The organism is Orientia tsutsugamushi (genome assembly GCF_900327275.1).
Lineage (GTDB): Bacteria > Pseudomonadota > Alphaproteobacteria > Rickettsiales > Rickettsiaceae > Orientia > Orientia tsutsugamushi.
Genome location: NZ_LS398548.1, coordinates 1,345,651 through 1,369,664, shown reverse-complemented (window position 1 = coordinate 1,369,664; position 24,014 = coordinate 1,345,651). Strand labels below are relative to the sequence as shown.

The window sequence follows — 24,014 nt, the reverse complement described above, 5'->3', positions numbered from 1 at the left end:
TTTTCAATCTAGAGGTTAATCTAATGATCAAAAAATATATACAACCTGGGATTGATAAGTGATTTTCAAGTTATATGTATTATGAACAAATTAGTATAAAAAATTTGATATCAAAAAAAGCATAATTTATATCAGATGTTCAATAAAACGTAATATATATTAATAATATCAACATTAATATTATGTGGGGTAATTATGCCTTCAATATCATCATCATCAAAGTTTACAAAGCGGTCATTAAATAAAATTAAAATTCCTGAGGGAGAAAAATCAGAAATTATCCACCATCCATATATAAGAGGACTTAAACTGAAAATCTCATGTACAGTCTGTGGAGGAAGAGTAAGAAAAACATGGGTTTTAGAACAAAAATTTAAAAACCAGAGTTTAAAAATAAGGATAGGAGAATTTCCATATGTATCTATTAAAGAAGCTACAAAAAAAGCAATAGAATTAAAGACATTAATGGCGAACGGAATAGATTCAAGAGAAGTAAAATGTTAACAACAGATAGAAGAAAATGAGAATCGTATAAAAGAAAGACAAGAGATTACATTCAAAGAGCTGTGTTATAAGTATATTGAAGAGTATACCAAAATATATACTATAAACTTGCAGAAAGATACTGCAAGAATACATAATTATGGGAAACTGTTATTTTAAAAAAGATAAGTGATATTAAAAGTAATGATATTGAACAAATATTCAATGATATCAGCAAAGAGGGAAAATATGCCACAGCAAATGCATTGCTAGCAACCTTACGCACTATATTTAATAAGGCAAAAAAATGGGGATTAATAGAAAACAATCCTACTCTAGGGATAGAGCTGCATAAACTGCAAGCAAGAGAAAGACGTCTAAGTTACGATGAAATTGGTAGATTTTTACAAGTATTATGTGGAGAAAAAAATACGTTGATAAGAGATTTTGCATTATTAGGGTTATATACTGGAGCTAGAAAAAGTAATGTGTTGGAGATGGAATGGGACAATATAGATTTTGTAAGAAAAATATGGCATATACCAAAAACTAAGAACGGAAAGGCGCAAAATATACCATTAACAAATGAGATGATAAAAATATTGCAAGCAAGGAAATTAACATCTACAAGTAAATGGGTGCTACCAAGTGATAATAGCAAAAGCGGACACTTAGAACAGCCATATGAAGCATGGAATAGGATTTGTAAAAAGGCTTGCATAAAAAATTTCAAGATACACGATCTAAGAAGGACGTTTGCAAGTTGTCTGTCAGATATAGGTGCAGGTCATTATATAATTCGTGCAGCATTGAATCATATGAATTCAAACTCAACAATGCATTATACTATAGCTTGTATGGAGTTAGTGCGACAGTATATGTCTAAGGCTACAAAAATAATTAGGGAATGTGCTGAAAATTATAATATTTATAATACTATCTGACTGATATAAACGTTGTGGTAAGAATAGTGCGACTTCATGTCGCACATGCATGCATGTATGTAAACTAATTATTGCAGGTAAAATCTATGTTTGAAGATATTTAGCTAATTTAAACATTATAGTAGTAGAATGAGAAATCTCATGCTACAATTGGGGCTAAAGGTGATTATGCAAAATCAAAAATTATGTTGGGCATTATCGAGGCCATTGAAGTATATGGGTTTGAGCATTGATGAATGGGGAGTAGTGCTAGCTGGAGTAGCTCCAGGAATTGTACTACTAAACAGCAGGCATGCTAAATTAGGCCTAGCATTTATGGTTGGAGGAATTGCTCTATGTTATTGCTTTAAGAAATTTAAGAAGGTATCGGAGAATTTTTTGCTAAAAAGTTTTTTAGTAGCTAAAGGTTTATTGCCAGCTCCATTAGGATATTCAAGATTGCTGGGCAAAAAAGTTGGCAAATAATGAATCATCTCTTTAAGCAAAATGCTATACAAGAGCTGGTTAAATATAATAAATGCTTACTTTCAGTAACTATATTGCTAGCTGCAGCTAATATAATTGCGATAATGGCTGCAATTACCAAAGAAGAAAAGTGGTTATTAATTCCAGCAATGGAGCCTGATCGTAAAATGATGGTTTCATCAAAAAATTACCATGAAACCTATTTAAAGGAATGGGCAATTTATGTGACGAAACTCTTATTTACTACTTCTCCAAATGAGGTAGAAAGACAAATAGCAGACATGAAAGTGGCATCTAGTAATACTGAATCTTTAAATAAATTTTTTCATGATCATTTGCAATTTGTTAAAGGCTCAAATGTATCTTCAGTCTTTTTTCCAAAAAAGATTGAAGTGATAAAGGATGGAGTATTAATTAGTGGAACGCTTCGTTATTGGTTTAGCGATAGTAAAGATATAGCTGTCGATAAGACTTACCTTTTGACTTACAAGCAAACTCCTAATTACCTTTTATTGTTGACTGGTGTTAAAGAGAATGGAATAAAAAAATGAGTATTAGATTTTTGAGATTTATCATATGGTTTATTGCTTTGGTAAACGTTAATAATATATATGCAGTAGAATATGAGTTAGAAGCTGACAATTTACTAAAGCTTGAGATTTCTGATAGTGGGCCAACAAGAATTAATCTTAAAGATGAAAAAATTAATGATATTTTTATGTATCCTCAAAATGCAGCTGAAGTTGTAGTTCATGAGTCTGGATTTTTGTTTATTGTTCCACGAGAAGAAGGAAACAAGGTTTATTTAACAGTAATAGGAGAATACAAAACAATTCAGGATTTAATGTTAACTTTTACTCCAAAAACTCCAAGCCCTATAATGCTTGTTAATGCTGCTACAAAAATAGAGGAAAAGGATAATTCAAAACAAAACAATAACAATTTGTTCAGTAATGACCTTAATACAAAAGAATTAACAGCGAAACCTTCTAAAAAACAAAGTAGAAATACTAAGAAAAAAATAAAACTGGCTTAAAGTGCTAGTTTTTACTTCAAAGACTTAAAGTTCTACAAAGATTATTAATTAAAACCGCTTCAAAGTAAAATTTCACTGGTATGGAATTAACTAGCATTAGGAGAATAATGCAAAATTTACTAATAAGCAATAACAATGTTCATATGCAATTTGTTAAAGGCTCAAATGTGTCTTCACCAATTTGTTCAGTAATGATGTTAATACAAAAGAATTAACAGCAAAACCTTCTAAAAAACAAAGTAGAAATACTAAGGAAAAATAAAACTGGCTTAAAATGCTAGTTTTTACTTCAAAGCCTTAAAGTTCTGGTAGGGTATCTGAAACTCTCTTCAAAGTAAAATTTTATTCAACGTGGAATTCACTAGCACTAGGAGAATAATGCAAAATTTACTAATAAGCAATAACAATGTTCATATATCAAAAAACTCGACTAAATATGCTAAACCCTACATTTGGAATACAGTGGAATAATGTAGTTGTAGGGCTGTTAATTATTATAATTACTGCTTGTGTTTTTTCTTTTGAGCCAGCATTAGCTGATACTCTTGAAGGACAGCTTAATAAAATAGACGGACTTTTTAGTGGAAAGCTAAAAACAATAGGTATATCAAGCGCAACTATTTTATCATCGATTTGGGCTGTAGCACGAGGGAATATAAAGCTTGCAGGAGTAATGGTAGCAATTGGTGTTATTTTAGGCTTTTACCTAGATTGGATTGCCAGTGGTATGAAAATTAATTGATAAGGTAGAAACATTAACATTCAAAAAGCGGAGGAATAGTGGAACAGGACAATTCAGACAATAATAATACAAAAGAAGAAGATTTAGAGCTAAATGATAAACCAAAGGCTGAATCTGTTAGGCCTAATAGCAAGTTATCAGAATTAACAAATATCATTCGTAGAAAGCCAGTAATTGCCTTAACTTTTATAAGCATCACAATAATGGTTGTTTCATATTTTTTATCTGAAAGTGGTAAAACGAAAGAATCTATAATTTTTATTGAAAATCGTGAGTCAAGAGAAGCGATTTCTGGAATAGAACAAGCTGTAGATTTGAGAGCAAAATGGACAGAAGAAATACTTAATGAAGTCAAAACATTAAAAGATAGATTTGAAAGTGTAATAGACAGCAGATATTTAGAAATTACAGCCCAAATTAATAATTTTAACCAAAAACTTGAGATATTGGAGAATCAGCCTAAGCAGAGTCTATATAATAATGATAGTGATGAATTTAGTTCTGATCTTAATCATCATATTTCAAATTCACCACATGATAACAAAACAGAGCAAGCTCCTGTACAATCATTTGTCAATCTTAGGAGAGCTGAATCTGAGCAAAAAAAAAATGTTGAGAACTATGTTACTAGCGGTAGTTCTGCTAGAGCTGTGCTACTTACTGGAGTCGTTGTAGGCACAGGAACAAACAGCTCTTCATCACCAGAACCAATTGTTCTGCAGTTGCTTGATACAGCAATTCTTTATGATAAATATAAAACTGATCAAATCAAAAAGGCAATTTTAATTGGATCCTGTAACGGAGAGATGTCCTCAGAGAGAGCTAAATGTCGCATCGAAACTCTTTCAGTAGTCAATAACCAAGGAGATATTATCGAAAAAAAGGTGGAAGGCTGGTTGATAGGCGAAGACGGACGTTCTGGAATTAAAGGAATCGTGGTGGATAAATCGTCTAACATAGCAGGCATGGCTGCATTAAATGGAGTATTTAGCAGTATAGCTAAGTTTCTGCAATCTAAGGCTATTAAACCTGATATGCTACCAACTTTAAACCTAGTAGCTGGAGGCCAACAACAAGAGTTTCAGATTGGAGATGCGCTTCAGTCTGGAGCTTACGCTGGAGCTAGCAATGCTTTTGATAAGCTAGCTGATTTTGCTATAAAACGAGCTGATTCTATGAGCCCAGTCGTTCTTATTGCGTCAGGTAGAGTCATCGATGTTGTATTTAAAAAAGGTTTTGACTTATGTGAGCCCAAGAAGAAGCCACATAATTTAACTTATTCACAATCAACTAACAATGAAAAAGTTAATTTGCATAATAAATTCGATCAATCACAAAAGTTAGAGGAGCATTTATAATGAAGTTTTTATTATTGCTATTGGGCTGTATGAGCTTAACCAGCTTCTTTTACAGAAGTACTTTTGATTGTAAAATTCCTAAAGGGCTAAAATGTAAGTCTTTATATGAAATAAAGAATATGGTTGCTCAAGGCGCTTTTGATATTGATAATCTTGAGAAAGTTGAAACATCAAAAACTAAATCAAAAAGACGTTGTATTCTATGCTACAGGCAAGCTAAAGCAGTTCAAGGCCTAGATGTTGTTAACAAGTCGCCGAAAAAACCAAAAAAATATCTTATTAATTTATTTAAATCAAAACAGAGTCAAGGTGAACGCAAGCATACATAAGGATTTTGATCGAGAAAGATTTTCTAAACACTTTGTCTATGAATCATATGATGATGAGACTCAGCTATTCTTTAATCGTGGTTCAATAGGTTTTGTATTGCTTGCATGGCCATTAGTTGGAGCTAGTGTTTCTGCTCAAAATGAAATTGCTGAATTTCTGAAAAGCGATGAAAATTTACCTGCTGAAAGTAGCCTGCAAGTCTTGATGCTTGGTAGTAATAATATAGAGAATTTTTTAAGCAACTGGCAGTCATATCGTAAAGGAGAGATATTTATTGAGTTAGCAAATAAAAGAACAGAATTTTTACGTGATCAAGCTCAAAAAGTAGGTTCTATAAAGGATATAGTATTGTTAATTTCAGTTACTATACCTAATTTAAATGCAAATATCGATGATATGATTCGCAGACGAGATGCTTTAAAAGATACGTTTAGGTCAATTGGATTAAGCACTGAAAATGTGAATGCGCAGCAATTATTAAAGTTCCTGAGAGTAATATTTGGCTGGCCTGAAGAAGAACATTCAAATATTAACCAGTATGAAATATTGTCTGAACAAATTTTAAGTGGAGATTTCTCGTTATTTGAGAATGATGATTGTATAAATGTAAATGATGATCAAATATTTATCAGCCTAGAAGCTCGCAAAAGACCTGCAGAATGGAAATTATCTGCCATGGATCTGTTTTTAGGCAATGAAATGCGTCGTGATGAATATATAAAATCAAATTTCCTGATTCATTTTGGTCTGCAAATTTTACCAAATCAAGCGATGGAAAGGACTGCAGCCATAACTAAAAGAGAAGCGCTAGAAAGAAATATTAATGCAGGAATGAGTAAATTTTTTCCTGATATACAACAAGAAGCTGCTGATTTAGCCGGTGTAGTGGCTGCTCTGCAGAGTGGTGATAGAGTAGTTAATATTCACTTCAACGTTATTATGTTTGATAAAACAAAAAAGGCTAAGCAATCTGCATCAGCCTTTTGTTCGATGTTAAGACGCAGTGGATGGTATTTTGTTCCATGTAAATATGATCATGTAGCTGTGTTACTAGCTGCCCTACCAATGCAATTAGTTGAACAAGGCCCAAAAGGTGTATTGGGTCAAAATAAAACATCAGGAGTTGGAGTAGCGCTTTCTAGCTTAGGTCGAGGCATAAAAACTGTTTCTGTAGAGAGCAAAGTATTATTACCAATCATTGGTGAATGGAAAGGTGATTTAAGTTCTCCAGGTATGTTACTAGCTGGCAGACGAGGTCAAATAATGTATTGGTCACCTTTTGGTGGAGCTTTATTACCTGCATTAAATAAGCATGGAGTAGCTCCAAATGAGAACTTTAACCTTTGTATAGCTGGAGTTCCAGGCTCTGGAAAATCCGTTTTTATGCAAGAATTAATGCTATCGGTTCTAGGAGTTGGTGGTAAAGTTTTTGTTCTTGATTATGGAAGATCATTTAAGCGTACATGCTTGATTCTAGGCGGTAGATACATAGAATTTGACATGAAAAATCCTGTATCAATTAATCCATTTTCAGAGGTGCCAGAGGATGACAGTGCAAAGTCTATAGAGGCTAGATCAGACTTTTTATCTAACTTTCCATCTATTTTAGCTACTATGGCAGCTCCACAGTATGGAACAAGTGATTTGCAACAACCGATGTTGCAGAGAGCTTTGATATCAGTCTGGCAAAATAAGGGAGCTAAAGCTGAAATTACCGATATTGCAGACTGGTTATCAAATAGAGAAGAATCATATGCTAAAGAGCTTGGAAATATGCTCTTTCCTTTTACTAAAGATGGTCAACATGGAAGATTTTTTAGCGGTAAGGCGCAATTATCTCTAAACTCTGATATTGTGGTAATTGAAACTGATCATCTACGCTCTGTACCAGAGCTATTAGCTGTGATTGTACAGATTATGATTGTTCATATTAATCAAACAATGGTTAAGGGAGATAGAAGTAGACCATTTTTAATTATGATAGATGAAGCTTGGAAGCTATTAGCTGGAAAGCGTTCAGGAGAGTTTATTGAAGAAGCAGGTCGAATAGCTCGAAAATATAATGGATCGATTGCTTTAGCAACTCAGCAACTCACGGATTACTTTCGTCAAGAGGGTTCTGCGTCTGAAAAAGCATTTGAGAATTCATCACATAAGATAATCTTAAAGCAAAATTCTGAATCATTTAAGGCAATGCGAGCTAATCCTAAGCTTGCAGGCTTTGTTGATGAGGATTGGAAGCTAAATTTACTGCAATCTGTACATTCAAATCCTCCGTATTATAGTGAAATAGCTATTTACAGCCCTAATGTTTCAGGTGTTGTAGGCAGATTAATGATTGATCCATTTACTCTGCTGTTAACTTCGACGAATGCTAGAGATTATCAAGCAATAGAAGATCACATGGCTAAAGGTATGAATGTCAGTGAGGCAATTAATTATGTGATAAGAGAGCGGAAAATAATTCCATGAAGCAAGGAGTAGTAATTGGTATAGGCACACTCTTTGCTTTATTCGCTGTTGCTTATCAAGTAAGCGATATAAGGGCCAATTTATTAAATGCTGATATAGGTGTTGAGATTAAGGATTATGGAACTAGAGGGCATGTTTTTCCAATCATTGAGGAATCATTACTGGAGGTGATTATGGCTAAACTTAATGCTGCATCAAAAAGTGGTTTGTTGAATCAAATGCAGCTTGAATTTCAGGAAAAAGTTAGGCAAAAAATCATGAGACCAGTTCCAGTAAAAAATTTGAGTAAAGCTACTGAAAATAAAACGCGAATATATGATTCTACCTATGTTCAAAAGGATGACATTAAGACAAAAAATGGTATAATAATAGTAAGGAGAGGAACTAAAATAAATCCTTTAGAGATAATAAATTGGGGTGAACCACTAATATTAATTGATGGAGATGATGAAGATCAGGTCGCTTGGGCAAAATCAAGACCAGGAAAGATAGTGTTAGTTAATGGAAATCCTATTGAACTTAGCAATCTATTAGGCCGGCACGTATTCTTCGATCAATTGGGTTTTTTGAGTATGAAGTTTAAAATACAAGCTGTGCCAGCCATAATAGAGCAAGAAAACACTGTGCTTAAAATTAGCGAAGTAAGCACCTATTAAAAGCATATAACGCACGTTGGAAGTTACATAATATGCTGTAAGCAGTATAACTCAATATACTATTAGATTCAACTTAAAAGAAGGTTTTATATGAAAAGTTGGAAATTACAGCAATTAGAACAAGATCTAGTTAAAATAGTTAATAATACGCTACGAGGTGAAATACAAGAGATAGTAAATCCAGGTGGTGAAACTTTATATTTAATTCCAGGAAATAGATATCCAAAACTTCTTCGTAAAATTTCATCAATGCAAGCAAAGTGAGTGAAGGAACTGGTAATTTTGTTAGCGATAGTAATGTCTATAACAGCTAATAACTGTTATGCAGCTGCTGGGTGTGTTGGAAGATTTGTAAATCCTATAACAGATGTATGTTGGAAGTGCTTGTTTCCAATTACTATAGCTGGATTTAAGGTAGTAAGCAGTTCAATGCCTGATACTAATGCTTCTGGTAGACTTATATGTCTTTGTCCTAAGCCAGGGATTCCAGTGCCTATACCTGGTATTCCGGTAGGATTTTGGGAGCCAGTACGCCTTGTAGACGTTACAAAGTCACCAATGTGTATGGTAAGTCTTGGAGGTTTGTCATTTGGAACTGCTACTCAAAAAGGCATGAAAGATGAGGCTGAAGGAAGTGCTTTTTACCACATTCATTGGTATGTCTATCCCGTGATTTACTGGCTGGAAATTTTGCTTGATTTTATTTGTCTGGAAATGGCTGCAGTCGATATAGCATATTTAACAGAGTTTGATCCATTATGGAGTGACGATGCAAAATCTGCGATTTTAAATCCAGAAACGTTGTTGTTTCAAAATGTAGCTGCTTATCAAGCATGTATAGCTGATTGCATCAGTTGTAGCGCTGGTTTATTAGCAAGCGATTATGCTTTTTGGTGTGCTGGATGTCAAGGAATGCTTTACCCTTTCACTGGAACAGCTGCAGCGCATAATGGTGGAGTTGGAACATCTGTATTAATGGTAAGTAAGTTTATGGCTAAGATGCATAGGCAACTGATGTTATGGGGATATTATGGTTATAAAGGCCTATGTGGTAAGTATCCAATGCCTATTATCAAGAAAAGTCAGTATCGACTACAAATGACTTATCCAATTCCAGAAACAAAATCCTGCAAGAGCATAGGTCAAACAGAAGCTACATGGCAAGCCGGCAGAGAATTTCCAGTTAATGGTGAAGATTTTGGTTACTTGATTTGGCGAAAAAGAGATTGTTGTTTGCTTTGATTTATAAAGCTTGGAGAGGAATATGGTTATACGAGTAATGATGTTGATGGTTTTATTATTTGTTAATAATGCTAATGCTTTTTTTTTGGACAAGCAAAAAACTTTTATTTTTGTCTCATTTTCAATGAGTGATGAGGCTTTAAAAAGCTATTTTGCTGAGTCTCAAAAGGTCGGAGCTCAATTAGTTATGCGTGGGTTAATTAATAACTCATTTACACAAACAAAGAATAAAACTATGGAGCTTGATATTAGCTTCGATATAGATCCTAGCTTGTTTGAGAAATATAAGGTTGATGTTGTACCAGTGATAGTAATAGATGATGAAAAAAGAGGATTAACCAAGAAATTAACTGGCCATATTCCTTTAGCAACAGCATTAGAAATTATGAATGAGAATACTCCATGAAGCAACTTATAGTACTAGTTTTGATAATATTGAACATCAATTGTTGTTTAGCTTCAATGCAAAGCAGTTATAATGAAGCTAGCAACTATAATGTAAATCTTGGAAATTCTTCAAATACACAAGAATTATTTCATCAAGGTAGTAATGTTAATTATCCTAATAATGATGAGGATTTAACCTACCATGGCCGTAATCAGCTTGGTACAGAAAGTGGAGCAATGTTATTTCAAGCTGAAAACAGTAAAAACAATGCCTTAACTCAACATAATATCAACGATCAAAATTATATGATAGCTAATTCAATGAGAATTGAATCTGATCCTTTAAGTGCCCTTGATAGCAGTAATTTCGTAACTCAGACAAGTACAACTAATACTGAAATCATTCAAAGTTGTACTGAAGGCAGTAAGTTCAATATTGAACTTATTCGAGAATTAAACGTTGAGTGCAAATTAGAGAATGTATGGCTTCCATGGCAAAGCCGGCAAATGGAATTTGCAACAGAAGAAATAAAGGAGAATCATAGTAATTGGCTTAATAGTCGTAGCGATGTCTATGATGATGAATTAGATGCGCAAATATACTGCCTAGCAGATGATCCCGAAGCAATTGTAAAACAAATGAAATGGGCTATTGCTAATAGGCTTGGTGCATCTATACACAATATTGGTAGAAATTTTTTATTAAATGAAATAAATGAAATATGTATACTTCACTATGACTACAGAGATAAGACTCAAGAACTAAGGGAAGTAGCAGAATATTGGCAAGTTTTAAACCCTGAACTTGAGCAATTAACAGAAAGTAACGAATGCTATGAGGTCAATAGAATCAACTATGATGGTGGTGATAGAGTATTTTTTGACAAGTTTAAAGTCAATCGTCCATATTGGAAACAAAAGATTGTTTTTTCATGTACTAGCGATCCAAAAGATGGTTGCAAACACCTTAAAATTCAAAATTGCGAATTAAAAAACAGCACTTGCCAAAAATCAGTAGCAAATATTTGTTTACTATGGCAGCACGATTATAGCTGTTCAACTGAGAAGCAAACAATGCTACACTCATCGTTGCGTAATAACTCGATCTTTTGTTTAGGAGGTAATTGCAACACTCCGACTATTATACCAAACAGGGATATAGCTAAAGTAGCTCATCTAGCGATGCTAAATCAGATGAGCAAGGACATTAAAACAAATCCCGTTTCTGTATTTTCAGGAAAACATCGCAAATGCAAAAAAGATGTATTTAGTTTTTTGAATTGCTGCTCTTCAATGACTGGCTGGGGGCGTGATATAGGCTTATCATAATGCAAATCTAAGGAACAAGAATTAGCTCTATATAGAAAAAAAGGTTACTGCTACTATATTGGGACCTACTGTTCTTCAAGAATTCCGATATTAGGTATTTGCTTAGCTAGAAAGTCTACTTATTGCTGCTTTCAGTCAAAACTTGCAAGAATTTTTCAGGAAGAAGCAAGAAAACAGCTAAAAATAGACTTTGGTACACCTGAATGTCTAAATTGTAGAGGCCTTACTGTTAAGGAATTACAAAAAGTTGATTTCACTAAAATCAATATGGATGAACTATTTGGCGATATACTCACTAAGGCTCAAAACAGCATGAACAAAGACATTATTGCAGGCATCAAAGATAAAGTTCATCGTATGCAACAAATGCAACATTATTAAGTATTGCTTTATTTATATTTTTATTTTAAGATATAATAACTACATATATTTTTAGGGTGAAAAATAAATGAATAACGATGATTTAGCACGTGACTTATATTACGCAGTCAGTGTTAGGAATGTAGAGAATGTAGAGCGTATTCTAGCACAAGATAATGCTTGTAACATTATCAATACAGTATTTGTTAATGAGGTACTTGGTCCGACTGGATCTGCTTTGCATGCAGCAGTTACTCAGAACAGAGATATAGCAATACTTCTGTTAAAAAAGGGCGCTGATGTCAATATCAAAAACCAATATGGATCCACTCCTTTGCATCTTGCTACTAAGATAGTTGCGCCAAATTCATTTGAGGTCTATTTATCAGATGATGGTAGCGTCCCTTTTATTGTCCATTATGAAAGCGACACCCTGAAATTACAGCTTCTACTTGATAATGGAGCTAATGTTAATTTGATGGATAATGATGGTTACACTGCTTTACATTATGCTTCTGCATGTGGGAACATAGATGTAGTAGAGTTGTTATTGAATAATAATGCCGATATTAATATAACAGGTAAAAATACTGTAGTACATTCTGCTGCTAAAAATGGCCACAAATACATGGTACAGTTTTGGTTAGATAGATATCCTAACATGATAAATTTAAATTTACAAGATAATGATGGTAACACTGCCTTACATTTAGTTGCAAAGCATAGATTCACCATATTACCACATGATGTACATGCTTCCAAGCTTATATATGTTGATTATGATGACAAGTGCTTTATAGATGTAGCGGAAATGCTGTTGAATAGAGGAATAGATACAAACATACAAAATAATGATGGTAACACTGCCTTACATTTAGCTCTTTTAAGCTACTCTGGATTGTTAGATATAACACATCTAATGATGGATAATTTAGATAGTTTTTTATGCCGATCAATAGATTTGATAAAAAGTTTATGTAAGAATAATAATGTTAATTTTATTTTAAAGAATAACGATAGTTATACAGTTTTAGATTTAGCTTTAGCTATTGAACATGATCAGCACAAAATCGCAGAGCACTTGCAAGAGAAAAGGCTATTATGGAGGGCAGAACAAATAAAGGCTGCAAATAACTCGCTGGTAATAATAGCGGAAAATAAGAAGCAGATATTAAAATTAAAACCCGATTCAGCAAAAACCGATGCTGATAAATTTTTGGAAAAGTGGCGTGAGTTACCAACTGAGCAGATATTAGACACATTGGATGATGATGATTTTGGAGCATTTCAACAGTTTAACGAAGAATGTGAAAAAAGAATCATAGAAACGTTAAAAAAGCATAATTCTATAAAATTGTACTTGGTTAACGCAGCACTTAAAGAAGCATTAATGGGAAAGAATAATGATTTAGAAACATTACAACAGTTTAATGAAGAATGTGAAAAAATAGTCATGAAAAAATCGGATGATGATTGTGACAAGTTGTTCTGTGTTAGCCAAGAAGTTAAAGAAGGATTAATAGGAAAGAATCGTAATTTAGAACCATTTCAAGAGAGTAATGATTTAGAACCATTGCAACAGTTAGAACCATTTCAACATGCTAACGACGAAGATATGAATGATGAACTAGTTACGGGTGAGAGTATGACTAATAGTTATTGTATTGTATCATAAATAATGTAAGGTTTGCCAAGGTTTATAGTTGAAGCATTTCAGCAATCTTTGATTGTGTCATGCTTCTCTTCTTTGACTAAACTTCATTTTAGATAGATATAAAAATAATGCAATAATGAATCCATTAGCAATAATGCTAATTATAGGGCTACTTAATTACTTATCGGTAGAATTAGCTACTGCTAACTCTTTGCCTACAGGGTTTTTATGGTATAATGATAAACATGGTCATGAGCTTGATGACTCTACTTCTAAGTTGATGCGGAGAGCTCATGATCATAGAATCGAGGAATTGAAGGAGCAATTTAATCGAGCTCAGCGTATAGCGCTTGATAATCCAACGCTCGAAAATGTGATTACAGCTCAAAGATTGCAGAAGCAAATCATGGAGAAGGCGCATAAGTTTGCTACTATGTGGCAACTAGCTACTCTACTTGATTATCAACTGATTAATGATCATGAGCCATCTAATAGCTTACATAGAAAGCTGTATCAAGAAAAATCAGAGCAGAAAAACGACTTAAAACTCAAAAACATTGCTAAAAACTGGGGCTTGATTCTGCAAGTTAAACAAGATTGCTTGCTCTGTAAGGCCTTTATTCCTCTATTGTTCAGGGCTTTGCTAATAAATATGCATTTCAGTTGCTAGCTGTCAGTAAGAATAATGAGTTGCTAAATAAACTAAACCCTAAGCATATTGTACCTGTGTTATATCTAGTAGCTAGCGATGGTAAAAAAATATATTCAGTAGCTAGAAGCATAATCTCTGAAGATAAAATTATCGACAATATTCTAGCAATCGCAAGTTAAAGAAGATTGCTTGCTCTGTAAGGCCTTTATGCCTCTATTGTTCAGGGCTTTGCTAATAAATATGCATTTCAGTTGCTAGCTGTCAGTAAGAATAATGAGTTGCTAAATAAACTAAACCCTAAGCATATTGTACCTGTGTTATATCTAGTAGCTAGCGATGGTAAAAAAATATATGCAGTAGCTAGAAGCATAATCTCTGAGAATAAAATTATCGACAATATTCTAGCAATAGATAGATATTATCATAAATTGGAGACTAGATGAGCATCAGAATTAGAGTTTATGTTATTGCAGCATTATTTTCGCTACAAGCTCCAGTGTCACTGGCTTGGAATATCGAAAACGTATTTCAAGGAATGAGTGTTAATGTTACTAGATCTGGATCATATCAGAATCAAGCGGCTGGATATTATGCAGCTGGCGGATTATCTGCCAGAACAAGCCAAACATCATTTCAGCCATTTGCTATAACTCCACCATCTTTAAACATGAGCTGTAGCGGTATTGACGCCTATCTTGGTAGCTTCTCTGTTATTTCTGGAGAAGAATTAGTTCAACTAATGAAAAACATTGGTTCTCAAGCTAAAGTTTATGCATTTTCATTAGGATTAAAAACATTTGCTCCACAGATCGAAAATGCTCTTAAGGACTTGCGTAATCTAGCAATGGAGATGAATCAATTTGCCAAAGGAGATTGTGAATTAACAAAAGCATTATTTGCTACAGCTTTACCAAAGAACTGGGCTATGAGAGAAGCTGTTTGCCGTGATATACAGTCACAAAGCGGGTTTGATTATTTTGCCGCTGGTAAAAAATGTCGTAATTATTTAGATCAAAAACAAGCTCTACGACAAGCACAAAACAAGGATTCAGAGTTAATGCTTGATGATTATAACATCTTCACTAAAGCAGCAGCAAAGGTTGGAATACCATCAAATATGCATGATTCAATCATGTCTATGACTGGCACTATCGTGGTTACAAACAATAATGTACACTTTTATGACTCATTAGCTCAGGATGAAAAAAGTTGGATTAGTCATTTAAAAGGCGGAGAATCAGCCTCGATTTACAGTTGTGATAATGTCAGTTGCTTGCATTCAACGCTTGCGACGAAATATCACAATATCACCAGAGCAGTCTTATGCAGGTAAAGCTAAACAACAATTTACTAATCTAAAAAATAAGTTTGATCATAATACTGAATTTAGTAACCATGAAATAGCCTTTTTATCTTCGATTGGAGATATATTTCCGATTTATGATTATATCATATTAGAATATATTTCTGGAGTCACAATTTTAGATAGCTCATCAGAATTAATAGCTAGCTATACATTAGTTCAGCATTTGAAGGAAGTAATCACCGAAATACGTAGAGCCGTTACTTCACTAGGTGCTAAGCAAGTTTCGAATGAACATTTAGAAAGATATTTGAAGGAATTGAATCGGGTACAACTTTTTGCAAATGAGAAATGGACTAGCCTACAAACAGATGCAAGTCGAATAGATAAAAGGGCTAGATTAATAGAGCAGCATTTAATAGCGAAGGAGAAAAGTTAATGGATTACGTAATATACACATTTGGTGGTGGAGATCTGTTATGGCATGTGTTTAACGGCATAGGCAGAGTCTTTGCTTCAAATAGCGAATACTTCACTCCAGTAGGACACTTAGCCTTGACTATTGGTGGCATATGGGCTGCTACTAGGGCTATTTTTAGAGGAAATATCGGCATCTTTGCTATGGAGTGGTTCTTTCCATCGATATTTATTTTTACGCTGTTATTTGCCCCCAAAGCTACTGTTTGGCTCAAGGATGAGGTATCAATGAGTGCACCAGTAAAAGTTGATAATATTCCGATAGGTATTGCAATGTTTGCTTCTCTTTCATCGCAAACGAGTTACTTTGTGTCCAAAATGTTGGAAAATCATCTTTTACCGGCTTATGAAGGACTATCAAGCAGAAAAACTGGTATTATGTTTGGAGCTAAGGCTGTAGCTAAGATTCGAGATGTGCAAATACATGATCCAGTAACTTTAACTAATACTAAGGAATTTCTTAGACAATGCTTTATGAAGCCTTACATCATAGGTAATATTCTAGGCAAAAAAGCAGCTGCTCAACAAACTAATGACATTATAGGATTTATCGAGCAGAATATACCTAATAATTTCGGTATTTATTATCGTGAGCCTAGTAATTTAGGTATTAGTTTCAAGACATGCAGACAAGCTACTCCATTGATTAAAGCAGCAATTCATAAAGAATTAAATGAAGGGCTTCTAACAAAGTTCGCAGCAGCGATTGGAGTTCAATCTGATCAGTCAAGCATGTTAAGTCAAAGACTAAAAGTCATGACTGGCGACACACTAAAATATTTACAGAGAGAGCAACAAGACATTCATGAATGGATGAAGCAAGCTATGCTACTTAATGCTAATCGTGAGTCATATGATGACTGGCGTGAGAAGTTTTCATTATCACGAATTTATCCTAATCTGGTGAGTATGCATGCAATCAGAGGGCTATTTCAAAAATCATTTTCGTATCTAGTCGCTGGGGAAATGGCTGCTCACATGATGCCTATTTTACAATCTGTTTTTTTTGCATTAGTAGTTTCAATGATCTTTATTGTATTTCCAATGGGCTTACTGCCTGGTGGTTACAACATACTCAAAACATGGATTCTATTAATAATATGGGTCAGCAGCTGGCCAGTATTTTTTACAATAATCCATTGTCTAGGAATGATCAGCTTATCCAGTAAATCTGGAGCTTTCGGTAGTGATTATGGTCTGAATATGCTATCGCAAGGAAGCTTTGCAGAGATGATTTTATATAGCTATGCGACGTTTCAAATGCTTGCATCATCAATACCAATGCTTTCTTGGTCAGTGATAAAAGCTTGCGCTCATGCTACAGCTAACTTAGCCAGCCAGTTCTCTCCTATACAAGTTGCTAGCAGCTTAGGAAGTAATATAGTCGACAATAACTTGAGTATGGATAATTACAGCATAGGCAATAGAACTATTTCTCAACAAAACCTAGCTCCTTCATTACATATGGCTGCTATTATCAATGATGGTAGTATAAAAGTCACTACAACGGATGATGGTCGACAAATTATAAATAAAAACGTAGATTTATTATTAGATAACTACCGCTCTTCTGCACTGCTACAATCTGGATATCAAAACCAGTTTGTGCGTTCACAGAGCAATCTTGATTCACTGACAAAAAAAGAGTCCAATCTTATTTCAACAGGAAACTCCATTACCATGGAAATAGCCGACAGGATAACTCATGATGAAGCTCTGTATATAGGTCTAACTGAGAGTGAATACCAAGCTCTGCAGAAGGTTGGTTCTAGTAGCATTGCTACTACTGAGTATACAGGTACTAGCCACAGTAAAAGTAGTAGTACTAGTACTAGTGCTGGAGGTGGGGTGTGGTGATTTAATACTAAATATCATTGCAGAACATGAAACAATGTTAAAAAGGTTAACAGAATTGAAGAATTTTACTGGAGTAAAAGAGTATGAGCAAAAACTACAGATATTGAAAAAATACTCTTGAGATAGATGAATTTTCAGAATCAAGGAAATTTCACCAGGGGCTCGCAGTTATTTGCCCATAAGTTAAGAATGTTTGGGCAAGGTAGTACCAACGTTTTTATAATTGGATTAGGATTATCGATATTCTGGATTATATGTCGATTATATCAAAAAGTTTTTCTGAGCAGCTTGTATTATTTTGCAATTGAAAGATATGTGCAGCTTAAGCTAGCAATTGGTGAGCATTTTTATGATATCGATCAAATAGGCATTAAGTTTTATAGTTTAAGGTTTAAAAAATGGATGCACCTCAATGCTCAAGACTTTTTGCATGAGTTTTATACAGGCAAACATGGATTTAAAATACAGCAATTATGGGAATTCTTAATCAATTCAGCATTGTTAGAAGGATTAATTGTTTTTACTATTGGTGTGATAATCTCAATTGTTTTCTTTACTGCTCAAGGCAAAAACACGATTATTAAGGCCAAAATTAGAGGTGCTGATTTTGTAGAGTGCAAATGCCCTATCTAAAATGCTAAAAAGCGCTAAAAAGGCCTCGAAAATCCGTTTTGGAGGCTTGCCATTAGTAAAGAATAGTGAAAGACTACATATTCTTATTACTGGAACAACAGGTACTGGTAAAACTAATATGCTTAATGAACTGCTGCCACAAATTCGATTACACAAAGATCGAGCAATCATTGTAGACACAACTGGAGCTTTTACTGATAGATTTTTTGATCCTAAATGTGATAAACTGCTTAATCCTTTAGAAAAAAATAGTGAACAATGGTTGCCTTGGAATGATTGTTTTGAAGCAGCTGATTTTCATGATATAGCTAGTAGTTTTAGTAATTATACTCCTAAACTTGATGACTTTTTTGCTAAAAATGCTGAATTAGTCTTGTCTGAAGCGTTGAAGCTATATAAGGATGATAAAGATATCATAAAACTAATTCATACAATCATTTACTCTGATAATAGACAATTTGCAAAAGCTTTTAGAAACACTGCTGTATCAGGTATTATAAGTGAAAGCGCGCTCGAAACTTCTGCAGGAATTCAGTCTACGCTTGGAAAGAATATTACTTCGCTACAATATTTAAAGCCTGGAGGTAGTTTTAGCATAAAAGAATGGTTTAGTAATTCAAATGAAACTAGCTGGCTATTTATCACAGCTAACCCAAATCAAAGAGCTACTTTATGCCCACTTATTTCAGCCTGGATAAGCATAGCTATCAAGGCTTTGATGTGTAGAAATCCTAATCATGATAACAAAAACATGTGGTTTATACTTGATGAACTTCCAGCTCTACAAAAAGTTTCGTCTTTACCAGTTGCTTTAGCTGAAAGTAGAAAGTATGGAGGCTGCTTTGTTGCTGGATTGCAGAACATTCATCAATTAGAAGCAATATATGGGGCTGCTGAATGTGATTCTATGCTGGATTTGTTTAATAGTAAATTTATTTTTCGAGTTAGCGATCAGGTTACAGCCTATAAATCAGCATTAACACTAGGTGAGCAAGAGATAATTGAAACTCAAGAGAACTTGTCATATGGATCAAATACTATGCGAGATGGGGTAAATATGAATAATGTTGAGCGTAAAAAGATTTTAGTTATGCCATCTGAAATTATGAACCTACCAGACCTTACATGTTATGTAAAGCTTGCCGGTAACTTTCCCATCACAAAACTAACTATGCAGCTACAAAACTTAAATACAGCTTTTGTTTGTGAATATAAATTGCTCAAAAAACTTAAGTTAGTAGAGTATTAATTCGAAAAATTAATACTCTATGTTATTTTTTAAATTAATCACTTCTTCTTTTGACAATCCAGTATTTTCAGAAATAAATTCAACTGAAAAGCCAGCTTTTAATAAGTTTCTTGCAAGCCCTTGTGCGGCTTCAGCTCTGCCTTCAGCTCTGCCTTTAGTCTCACCAAGCTTTATACCTTCAGCTCTGCCTTCAGCTCTGCCTTTAGTCTCACCAAGCTTTACACCTTCAGCTCTGCCTTCATCAATATATTTTGCAGCAATAGTTCTCATAATATTACCTTTTTCTTCTTCAGATAAATACTTAGCCAGAACCTGCTCTAATTCTGGTTGCTGACTCTCTAGTAATTTAGTATCAGTATACCATAAAAATGATCTTAGGTTAATATAGCCTTTTTCTTTATCAAGTATTAAAACATGTTTGAACTTTATTAGAAACTCTTCCCAAAGCTTTAACATATCTCGTTGATGAATGTGCTTTAGCATATATTCGAGCATTCCGATATGCTTTTTCCTAACAATTTCATCATTCGACATACTTTGTAAATCGACTAATTGATAGTCAGAGGTCATTAATTGCTTAGCTATCATTGAATCGGTAAATAAATCCCACAAATTCCTAGGTGCGTTGTAGACTTCTTTGCCGTTGTAGATCACTAAATTATACACTAATGGTAATTTAGTTTTTTCTTTCTTATGCCTTTCGCACAATAACAATGTGTATCTCCATAACCGCAGAGCTGTCCAATAATCGACGGTTGATTGAGCTTCAATTAATATATAAATAAAAGCATTGCCATGTTTTTTGGTTGCAACTTTATAGACGATATCACTGTATTTTTTCTTTAACGATTCTTCTATATAACTCTCTTGCTCTACTTTTATTTGTGATAAATCTATTAAACTCTTGAAATCGCTTGGTAAATAATACTCTAGAAATTCTTGTGCAGCAACTGGATCGCTCATGATTGTCTTTGCCAATGAATCATGCTTTAATTGTTTTGTCATATTTTTTCACTCTATAGTTTTTTAAATAAAAAATGCTGTGTCATACTCTGCCTAGTGTTTCGGACATAATCCTGGTTGTATATTAGTTTGTATTGATTCAATTTTTTCATTAAGTTTTCTTATTTCAGGGCTGATAATATTTCTAACAGCATATAATCCTTGAGTTTTTAATACATTATTGAAGTCATTTTTGACTGTACAGACTACTGCTTCCTTATCCTCCAGAACTTTTTCAGCTTTTTCAGTATTTACGTCATTTTTAACTGCTAGAATGATCTTTTCTTTTGGGCCAGGATTATAGTTTTGCAAATTTTCGGCTTCAATTGCACATAAGATTTTTCCTTCGACTCCAGCTTGCCTAATGGTTAACGCTGTTTCAATATCCTTTGTAATGATTGTTACAGGTGAGTATTTTGAATTCTGTTGAGCAATTTCAGCAAATGACCCACTAATTGTACCAACAGATTTTTCAGCTACATCAGCTTTATTACATGTTTTTGAATTCAGAGCTAATATCTTAGCTCCAGTAATTTCATCTTTGTCATTTTTAACAAAAATAGTGAGTGCAGGCCAGGATTTTTGAGTCTCTTCATCAAAAACCATATTTGCCCTTAAATTATGAATTATTAAAGATTTTTGAACTATAAATTCCTGTATGGTTTTCTGAATATTTATTCACAACTATCGTTTCCACCTTAGCTTCCTCTTCTTGTTTAAAGTAGTATAGAGATGACGATTTATTATACAATTCTTTAACATTCGTAATATCATTTTGTTTTGCTATACTATTATTTTCTGTTTGAGTAAGTTTGGTTGTTTCAACTGCCTTAGTCAGTTTAGTAATTTCAGGTTCTATAATGTCTCTAATTGACTGGTCTCCACAACTTTGCAGCAGATTATTAAAATCACCATTTTCTGGTGGTTTAACTATACAAGTTATTGCTTCCTTCATTTCTAATATTTTTGCAGCTTTAATTACAGTATTATTAGTTAGAGAATTTTTGCTATCATTATCTGCTGCAATGATGATTTTTTCACCAGGAAATGGTGAATAATTTGTCAAATTCGAAATTTCTGCACTAGCAATGATATTACCTTTAATTCCTGCTTGCTGCAAGCTCAATGCTGTTTCAGCGCCTTCTGCTATAATTGTTATATTAGGGTCATTCGCATTTCGCTTTGCGATTGTTATGAACGATCCGCTGATTTTACCGAAAGATCTTCTGTTAATTGAAATATTCGCCTTATCTCCTGCCGAATTTAGATATACGGCCTGTACTCCTGTAATTTCTCCTTTTGAATTTCTTGCAAATGCTGTCAATGCTGGATAATTTTCTCTCGTTTGAGTATCAAACAGTATACTTGCTTTTAAGTCTGAACTTGCGGTGCTTTTGTCAAAAGTAATACCACGATTTTCAAGATACTTTTTTACTATTTCAACTTCTGCGCTTGGGCTCGTATCTATCTCATAACCATGTATTCTGCTTGATAGTTCATACAAGTTTTGAACTTTTGCGATTTTAACACTTTCAGATTGTTGAGTGTATTGTTGAGAATCGTCAGTCTTAGGCGGTCTCTGATACCGTTGACTAATATTAGACATTCCAACCATACTTTTCAAATATTCCTTTGCCTCAAAAAAGCTGCCTCCTCTTTCTCTTTGAAGCAGAGATAATAAATTACTACCTTGTCCTGTGCTGAAGTCATACCATTGTCCAGCGTACTTGCCCTCGGTGGTTACTTGTATTTTGCCAGTGTCTTCCCAACGTAATCTTCCGTGTTTAGATAGGCGGTTATTTGGATCTCCAAGAATATCACGAGCTATAGTGTCAGCTCTATAAGCTATTGCATCCCTCAATTTTTGTAGTTCTTCCTTGCTATTTGAATAATAATCGTTTTTTCTATAGTTTTGAGCAGATTGATATTGCCTTACTTCATTTGCTTGAACATCATTATTCTCCTCTTTTGAATTGATAGAGTCTGTCTTAGCTGTGCTAAGCTGCTCTATTAGGTTAGCAACATTTTTTGTAGCTTGCACATTGTAGTACAACCGTATTTGCTCTGCATTCCCTATCATGCTTATGTTAGAACTTTCTATGCATACACCATTATTATGAAGAACATATATAGTCATTATTATCTTAGCAGGGCATAATGCAAATTACAAACATCACTGTGAGCTGTTATGTATAGCTCATTTTGTAATTTGCTCTATGAATGAATAGCTTACATTCAATTTCAAATCTTCAGCACTACCGTCTAACTCCAATTTTTGGAGCTATGTTAGTTTTCACCACTTGTTCAGACTCTGTTTTTACGTTCTGAGTATTAATTAACTTCATGATTTCAGGTATCATAAGCTCCTTAACAGCTGTGGCTCCTTTATTTTTTAGCATTTCGTTAAAATCTTCACCTTCTGAAGGAACTACGATGCTAGTGATTGCTCCTTTGCTTGTCAGTACTTTTGCAGCCTCGTTTATAGTGCTTACATATTCTTTATTCTGTTTATAATTATTTGCAGCTATAAGAATCTTTTCTCCTTGAAATGGTTGATAGTACTTCAAATTATTTACATTTGAGCTATATACCATTCTGCTATCAATGCCAGCTTCCTGAAAACTTGATATCGTTTTTCCTTCTGCTGACAGAATGGTTACATCATAATCATATTGTCTTTGTTCTTTGATTTGCATAAACAATGGAGTAGAAATATCTTTGGTGGTGCATTGCTTTATGCTATTCTCTTGCTGGACTTTTTCTACTTTAGCTTCTTGCTCTGGTTTAACGGTAAAATGATAATATTCTTCATTCACATGAGATCTATCATTGATATCATTGATTATAGACTTAAACCAGTTTTCAACTTTACTAAAAACTTTACTAAAAACAGTTGTCTTTGTCCGTTCTTTCTCAAAATCATGAGCAGTTTTCAGAGTTATGCTAGCTGATTTCTCATTTGGTCTGCTGAGCTGATTTATTAAACTGTTAATGCTTGCAGTAGCTTTCTTATTGCAATATAGCTGCAAGTTCTCTATATGCCTTGTCATAGCTACGTATGAGCTGCTTATATTACTTACTCCGTTATGCAAAACGTATACATCTTTTATAGAAGCTCCCTGGACCTTATAAACAGTACTTGCATAGCCATGTTTAAATTGTATTTTGCTTGGGTCAAAACTCACCTCTTTTCCTGCATCTGTCTTAGCTATAAATTTATTTTTACTAACCGAAGTTAAAGTTGCAAATTCACTATTTTGTATTTGTAAATCCTTATAGCTTTTTTGAAATACGATTCTATCTCCTGCCATATATGACTTTTTCCTTCCATCAATAGAACGCTCATATTCTGTGCCTTTTAGCGTACCATTTGCTTTTAACAA

At 33.9% G+C, this 24,014-nt stretch carries 23 protein-coding genes and 3 pseudogenes; 22 read left to right on the top strand and 4 right to left on the bottom strand.

Annotated features, from left to right (window positions below; genetic code table 11):
- Positions 1-195 precede the first annotated feature (195 nt).
- The 22 genes and pseudogenes from DK405_RS13090 to DK405_RS07135 all read left to right on the top strand — a co-directional run bounded on the left by DK405_RS13090 (position 196) and on the right by DK405_RS07135 (position 19,629).
- Positions 196-504 (top strand): Arm DNA-binding domain-containing protein, encoded by a 309-nt coding sequence (locus DK405_RS13090; RefSeq protein WP_064612844.1) that lies wholly within the window; start codon positions 196-198, stop codon positions 502-504.
- A gap of 245 nt (positions 505-749) precedes the next feature.
- Positions 750-1,427: a tyrosine-type recombinase/integrase gene (locus DK405_RS13085; protein WP_231967693.1), complete on the top strand. Its 678-nt coding sequence runs from the start codon at positions 750-752 to the stop codon at positions 1,425-1,427.
- A 129-nt stretch (positions 1,428-1,556) separates the two neighbouring features.
- Positions 1,557-1,892 (top strand): hypothetical protein, encoded by a 336-nt coding sequence (locus tag DK405_RS07220; protein ID WP_045918854.1) that lies wholly within the window; start codon positions 1,557-1,559, stop codon positions 1,890-1,892.
- On the top strand, positions 1,892-2,443 hold the full coding sequence (locus DK405_RS07215; RefSeq protein WP_045912835.1) for a TraE/TraK family type IV conjugative transfer system protein: 552 nt from the start codon (positions 1,892-1,894) through the stop codon (positions 2,441-2,443). The genes DK405_RS07220 and DK405_RS07215 overlap by 1 nt, the downstream gene beginning before the upstream one ends.
- Entirely contained in the window at positions 2,440-2,928 is a 489-nt protein-coding gene (locus DK405_RS07210) for a hypothetical protein (protein ID WP_064613303.1), read from the top strand. Before DK405_RS07215 ends, DK405_RS07210 begins: the two co-directional genes overlap by 4 nt.
- A 406-nt stretch (positions 2,929-3,334) precedes the next feature.
- A complete protein-coding gene (locus DK405_RS07205; protein ID WP_109510642.1) occupies positions 3,335-3,670 on the top strand; it encodes a hypothetical protein in 336 nt (111 codons plus the stop codon).
- 38 nt (positions 3,671-3,708) lie between these two features.
- Positions 3,709-5,028, top strand: a complete 1,320-nt coding sequence (locus DK405_RS07200; protein ID WP_109510641.1) for a TraB/VirB10 family protein — start codon at positions 3,709-3,711, stop codon at positions 5,026-5,028.
- The gene (locus DK405_RS07195) at positions 5,028-5,357 is read left to right on the top strand and encodes a hypothetical protein (RefSeq protein WP_064612735.1); all 330 of its coding nucleotides are present in this window, start codon (positions 5,028-5,030) and stop codon (positions 5,355-5,357) included. Before DK405_RS07200 ends, DK405_RS07195 begins: the two co-directional genes overlap by 1 nt.
- Positions 5,338-7,830 carry a TraC family protein gene (locus tag DK405_RS07190; protein WP_109510640.1) on the top strand — a complete coding sequence of 831 codons (2,493 nt, stop codon included), beginning with the start codon at positions 5,338-5,340 and terminating at the stop codon, positions 7,828-7,830. The genes DK405_RS07195 and DK405_RS07190 overlap by 20 nt, the downstream gene beginning before the upstream one ends.
- Entirely contained in the window at positions 7,827-8,486 is a 660-nt protein-coding gene (traW, locus tag DK405_RS07185) for a type-F conjugative transfer system protein TraW (RefSeq protein WP_109510639.1), read from the top strand. The genes DK405_RS07190 and traW overlap by 4 nt, the downstream gene beginning before the upstream one ends.
- Before the next feature lie 90 nt (positions 8,487-8,576).
- A complete protein-coding gene (locus tag DK405_RS13080) occupies positions 8,577-8,750 on the top strand; it encodes a hypothetical protein (RefSeq protein ID WP_174190469.1) in 174 nt (57 codons plus the stop codon).
- Positions 8,751-9,728 (top strand): conjugal transfer pilus assembly protein TraU, encoded by a 978-nt coding sequence (gene traU / locus DK405_RS07180; RefSeq protein ID WP_174197580.1) that lies wholly within the window; start codon positions 8,751-8,753, stop codon positions 9,726-9,728.
- A 22-nt stretch (positions 9,729-9,750) separates the two neighbouring features.
- Complete coding sequence (trbC, locus tag DK405_RS07175) at positions 9,751-10,134, top strand: type-F conjugative transfer system pilin assembly protein TrbC (RefSeq protein WP_064612696.1); 384 nt, start codon at positions 9,751-9,753, stop codon at positions 10,132-10,134.
- Positions 10,131-11,825: pseudogene (gene traN / locus DK405_RS07170) on the top strand (conjugal transfer protein TraN). The gene trbC and the pseudogene traN overlap by 4 nt, the downstream one beginning before the upstream one ends.
- 67 nt (positions 11,826-11,892) lie before the next feature.
- On the top strand, positions 11,893-13,479 hold the full coding sequence (locus DK405_RS07165; protein ID WP_052691746.1) for an ankyrin repeat domain-containing protein: 1,587 nt from the start codon (positions 11,893-11,895) through the stop codon (positions 13,477-13,479).
- Positions 13,480-13,612: 133 nt separating this feature from the next.
- A pseudogene (locus DK405_RS07160) lies at positions 13,613-14,289 on the top strand (conjugal transfer protein TraF).
- Between the two features lie 72 nt (positions 14,290-14,361).
- Positions 14,362-14,553 (top strand): conjugal transfer protein TraF, encoded by a 192-nt coding sequence (gene traF / locus DK405_RS07155; protein ID WP_052691745.1) that lies wholly within the window; start codon positions 14,362-14,364, stop codon positions 14,551-14,553.
- Positions 14,550-15,443, top strand: a complete 894-nt coding sequence (locus DK405_RS07150) for a conjugal transfer protein TraH (protein WP_331828122.1) — start codon at positions 14,550-14,552, stop codon at positions 15,441-15,443. The genes traF and DK405_RS07150 overlap by 4 nt, the downstream gene beginning before the upstream one ends.
- The gene (locus DK405_RS15460; RefSeq protein WP_331828114.1) at positions 15,397-15,852 is read left to right on the top strand and encodes a conjugal transfer protein TraH; all 456 of its coding nucleotides are present in this window, start codon (positions 15,397-15,399) and stop codon (positions 15,850-15,852) included. Before DK405_RS07150 ends, DK405_RS15460 begins: the two co-directional genes overlap by 47 nt.
- Positions 15,852-17,747 carry a conjugal transfer protein TraG N-terminal domain-containing protein gene (locus DK405_RS07145; RefSeq protein WP_231967691.1) on the top strand — a complete coding sequence of 632 codons (1,896 nt, stop codon included), beginning with the start codon at positions 15,852-15,854 and terminating at the stop codon, positions 17,745-17,747. Before DK405_RS15460 ends, DK405_RS07145 begins: the two co-directional genes overlap by 1 nt.
- Entirely contained in the window at positions 17,734-17,868 is a 135-nt protein-coding gene (locus tag DK405_RS15075) for a hypothetical protein (RefSeq protein ID WP_269459330.1), read from the top strand. Before DK405_RS07145 ends, DK405_RS15075 begins: the two co-directional genes overlap by 14 nt.
- A gap of 5 nt (positions 17,869-17,873) precedes the next feature.
- A pseudogene (locus tag DK405_RS07135) lies at positions 17,874-19,629 on the top strand (type IV secretion system DNA-binding domain-containing protein).
- A 9-nt stretch (positions 19,630-19,638) separates the two neighbouring features.
- Here the strand turns inward: DK405_RS07135 and DK405_RS07130 are convergent.
- From DK405_RS07130 to DK405_RS16185, 4 genes are all read right to left on the bottom strand, one after another.
- Positions 19,639-20,634 carry an Rpn family recombination-promoting nuclease/putative transposase gene (locus DK405_RS07130; RefSeq protein WP_109510636.1) on the bottom strand — a complete coding sequence of 332 codons (996 nt, stop codon included), beginning with the start codon at positions 20,632-20,634 and terminating at the stop codon, positions 19,639-19,641.
- A 51-nt stretch (positions 20,635-20,685) separates the two neighbouring features.
- On the bottom strand, positions 20,686-21,237 hold the full coding sequence (locus DK405_RS15795) for a hypothetical protein (RefSeq protein ID WP_064612769.1): 552 nt from the start codon (positions 21,235-21,237) through the stop codon (positions 20,686-20,688).
- A gap of 13 nt (positions 21,238-21,250) precedes the next feature.
- Positions 21,251-22,768 (bottom strand): toprim domain-containing protein, encoded by a 1,518-nt coding sequence (locus DK405_RS15790; RefSeq protein ID WP_410522039.1) that lies wholly within the window; start codon positions 22,766-22,768, stop codon positions 21,251-21,253.
- A gap of 118 nt (positions 22,769-22,886) precedes the next feature.
- The gene (locus tag DK405_RS16185; protein WP_458692999.1) at positions 22,887-23,723 is read right to left on the bottom strand and encodes a conjugal transfer protein TraA; all 837 of its coding nucleotides are present in this window, start codon (positions 23,721-23,723) and stop codon (positions 22,887-22,889) included.
- Positions 23,724-24,014 lie beyond the last annotated feature (291 nt).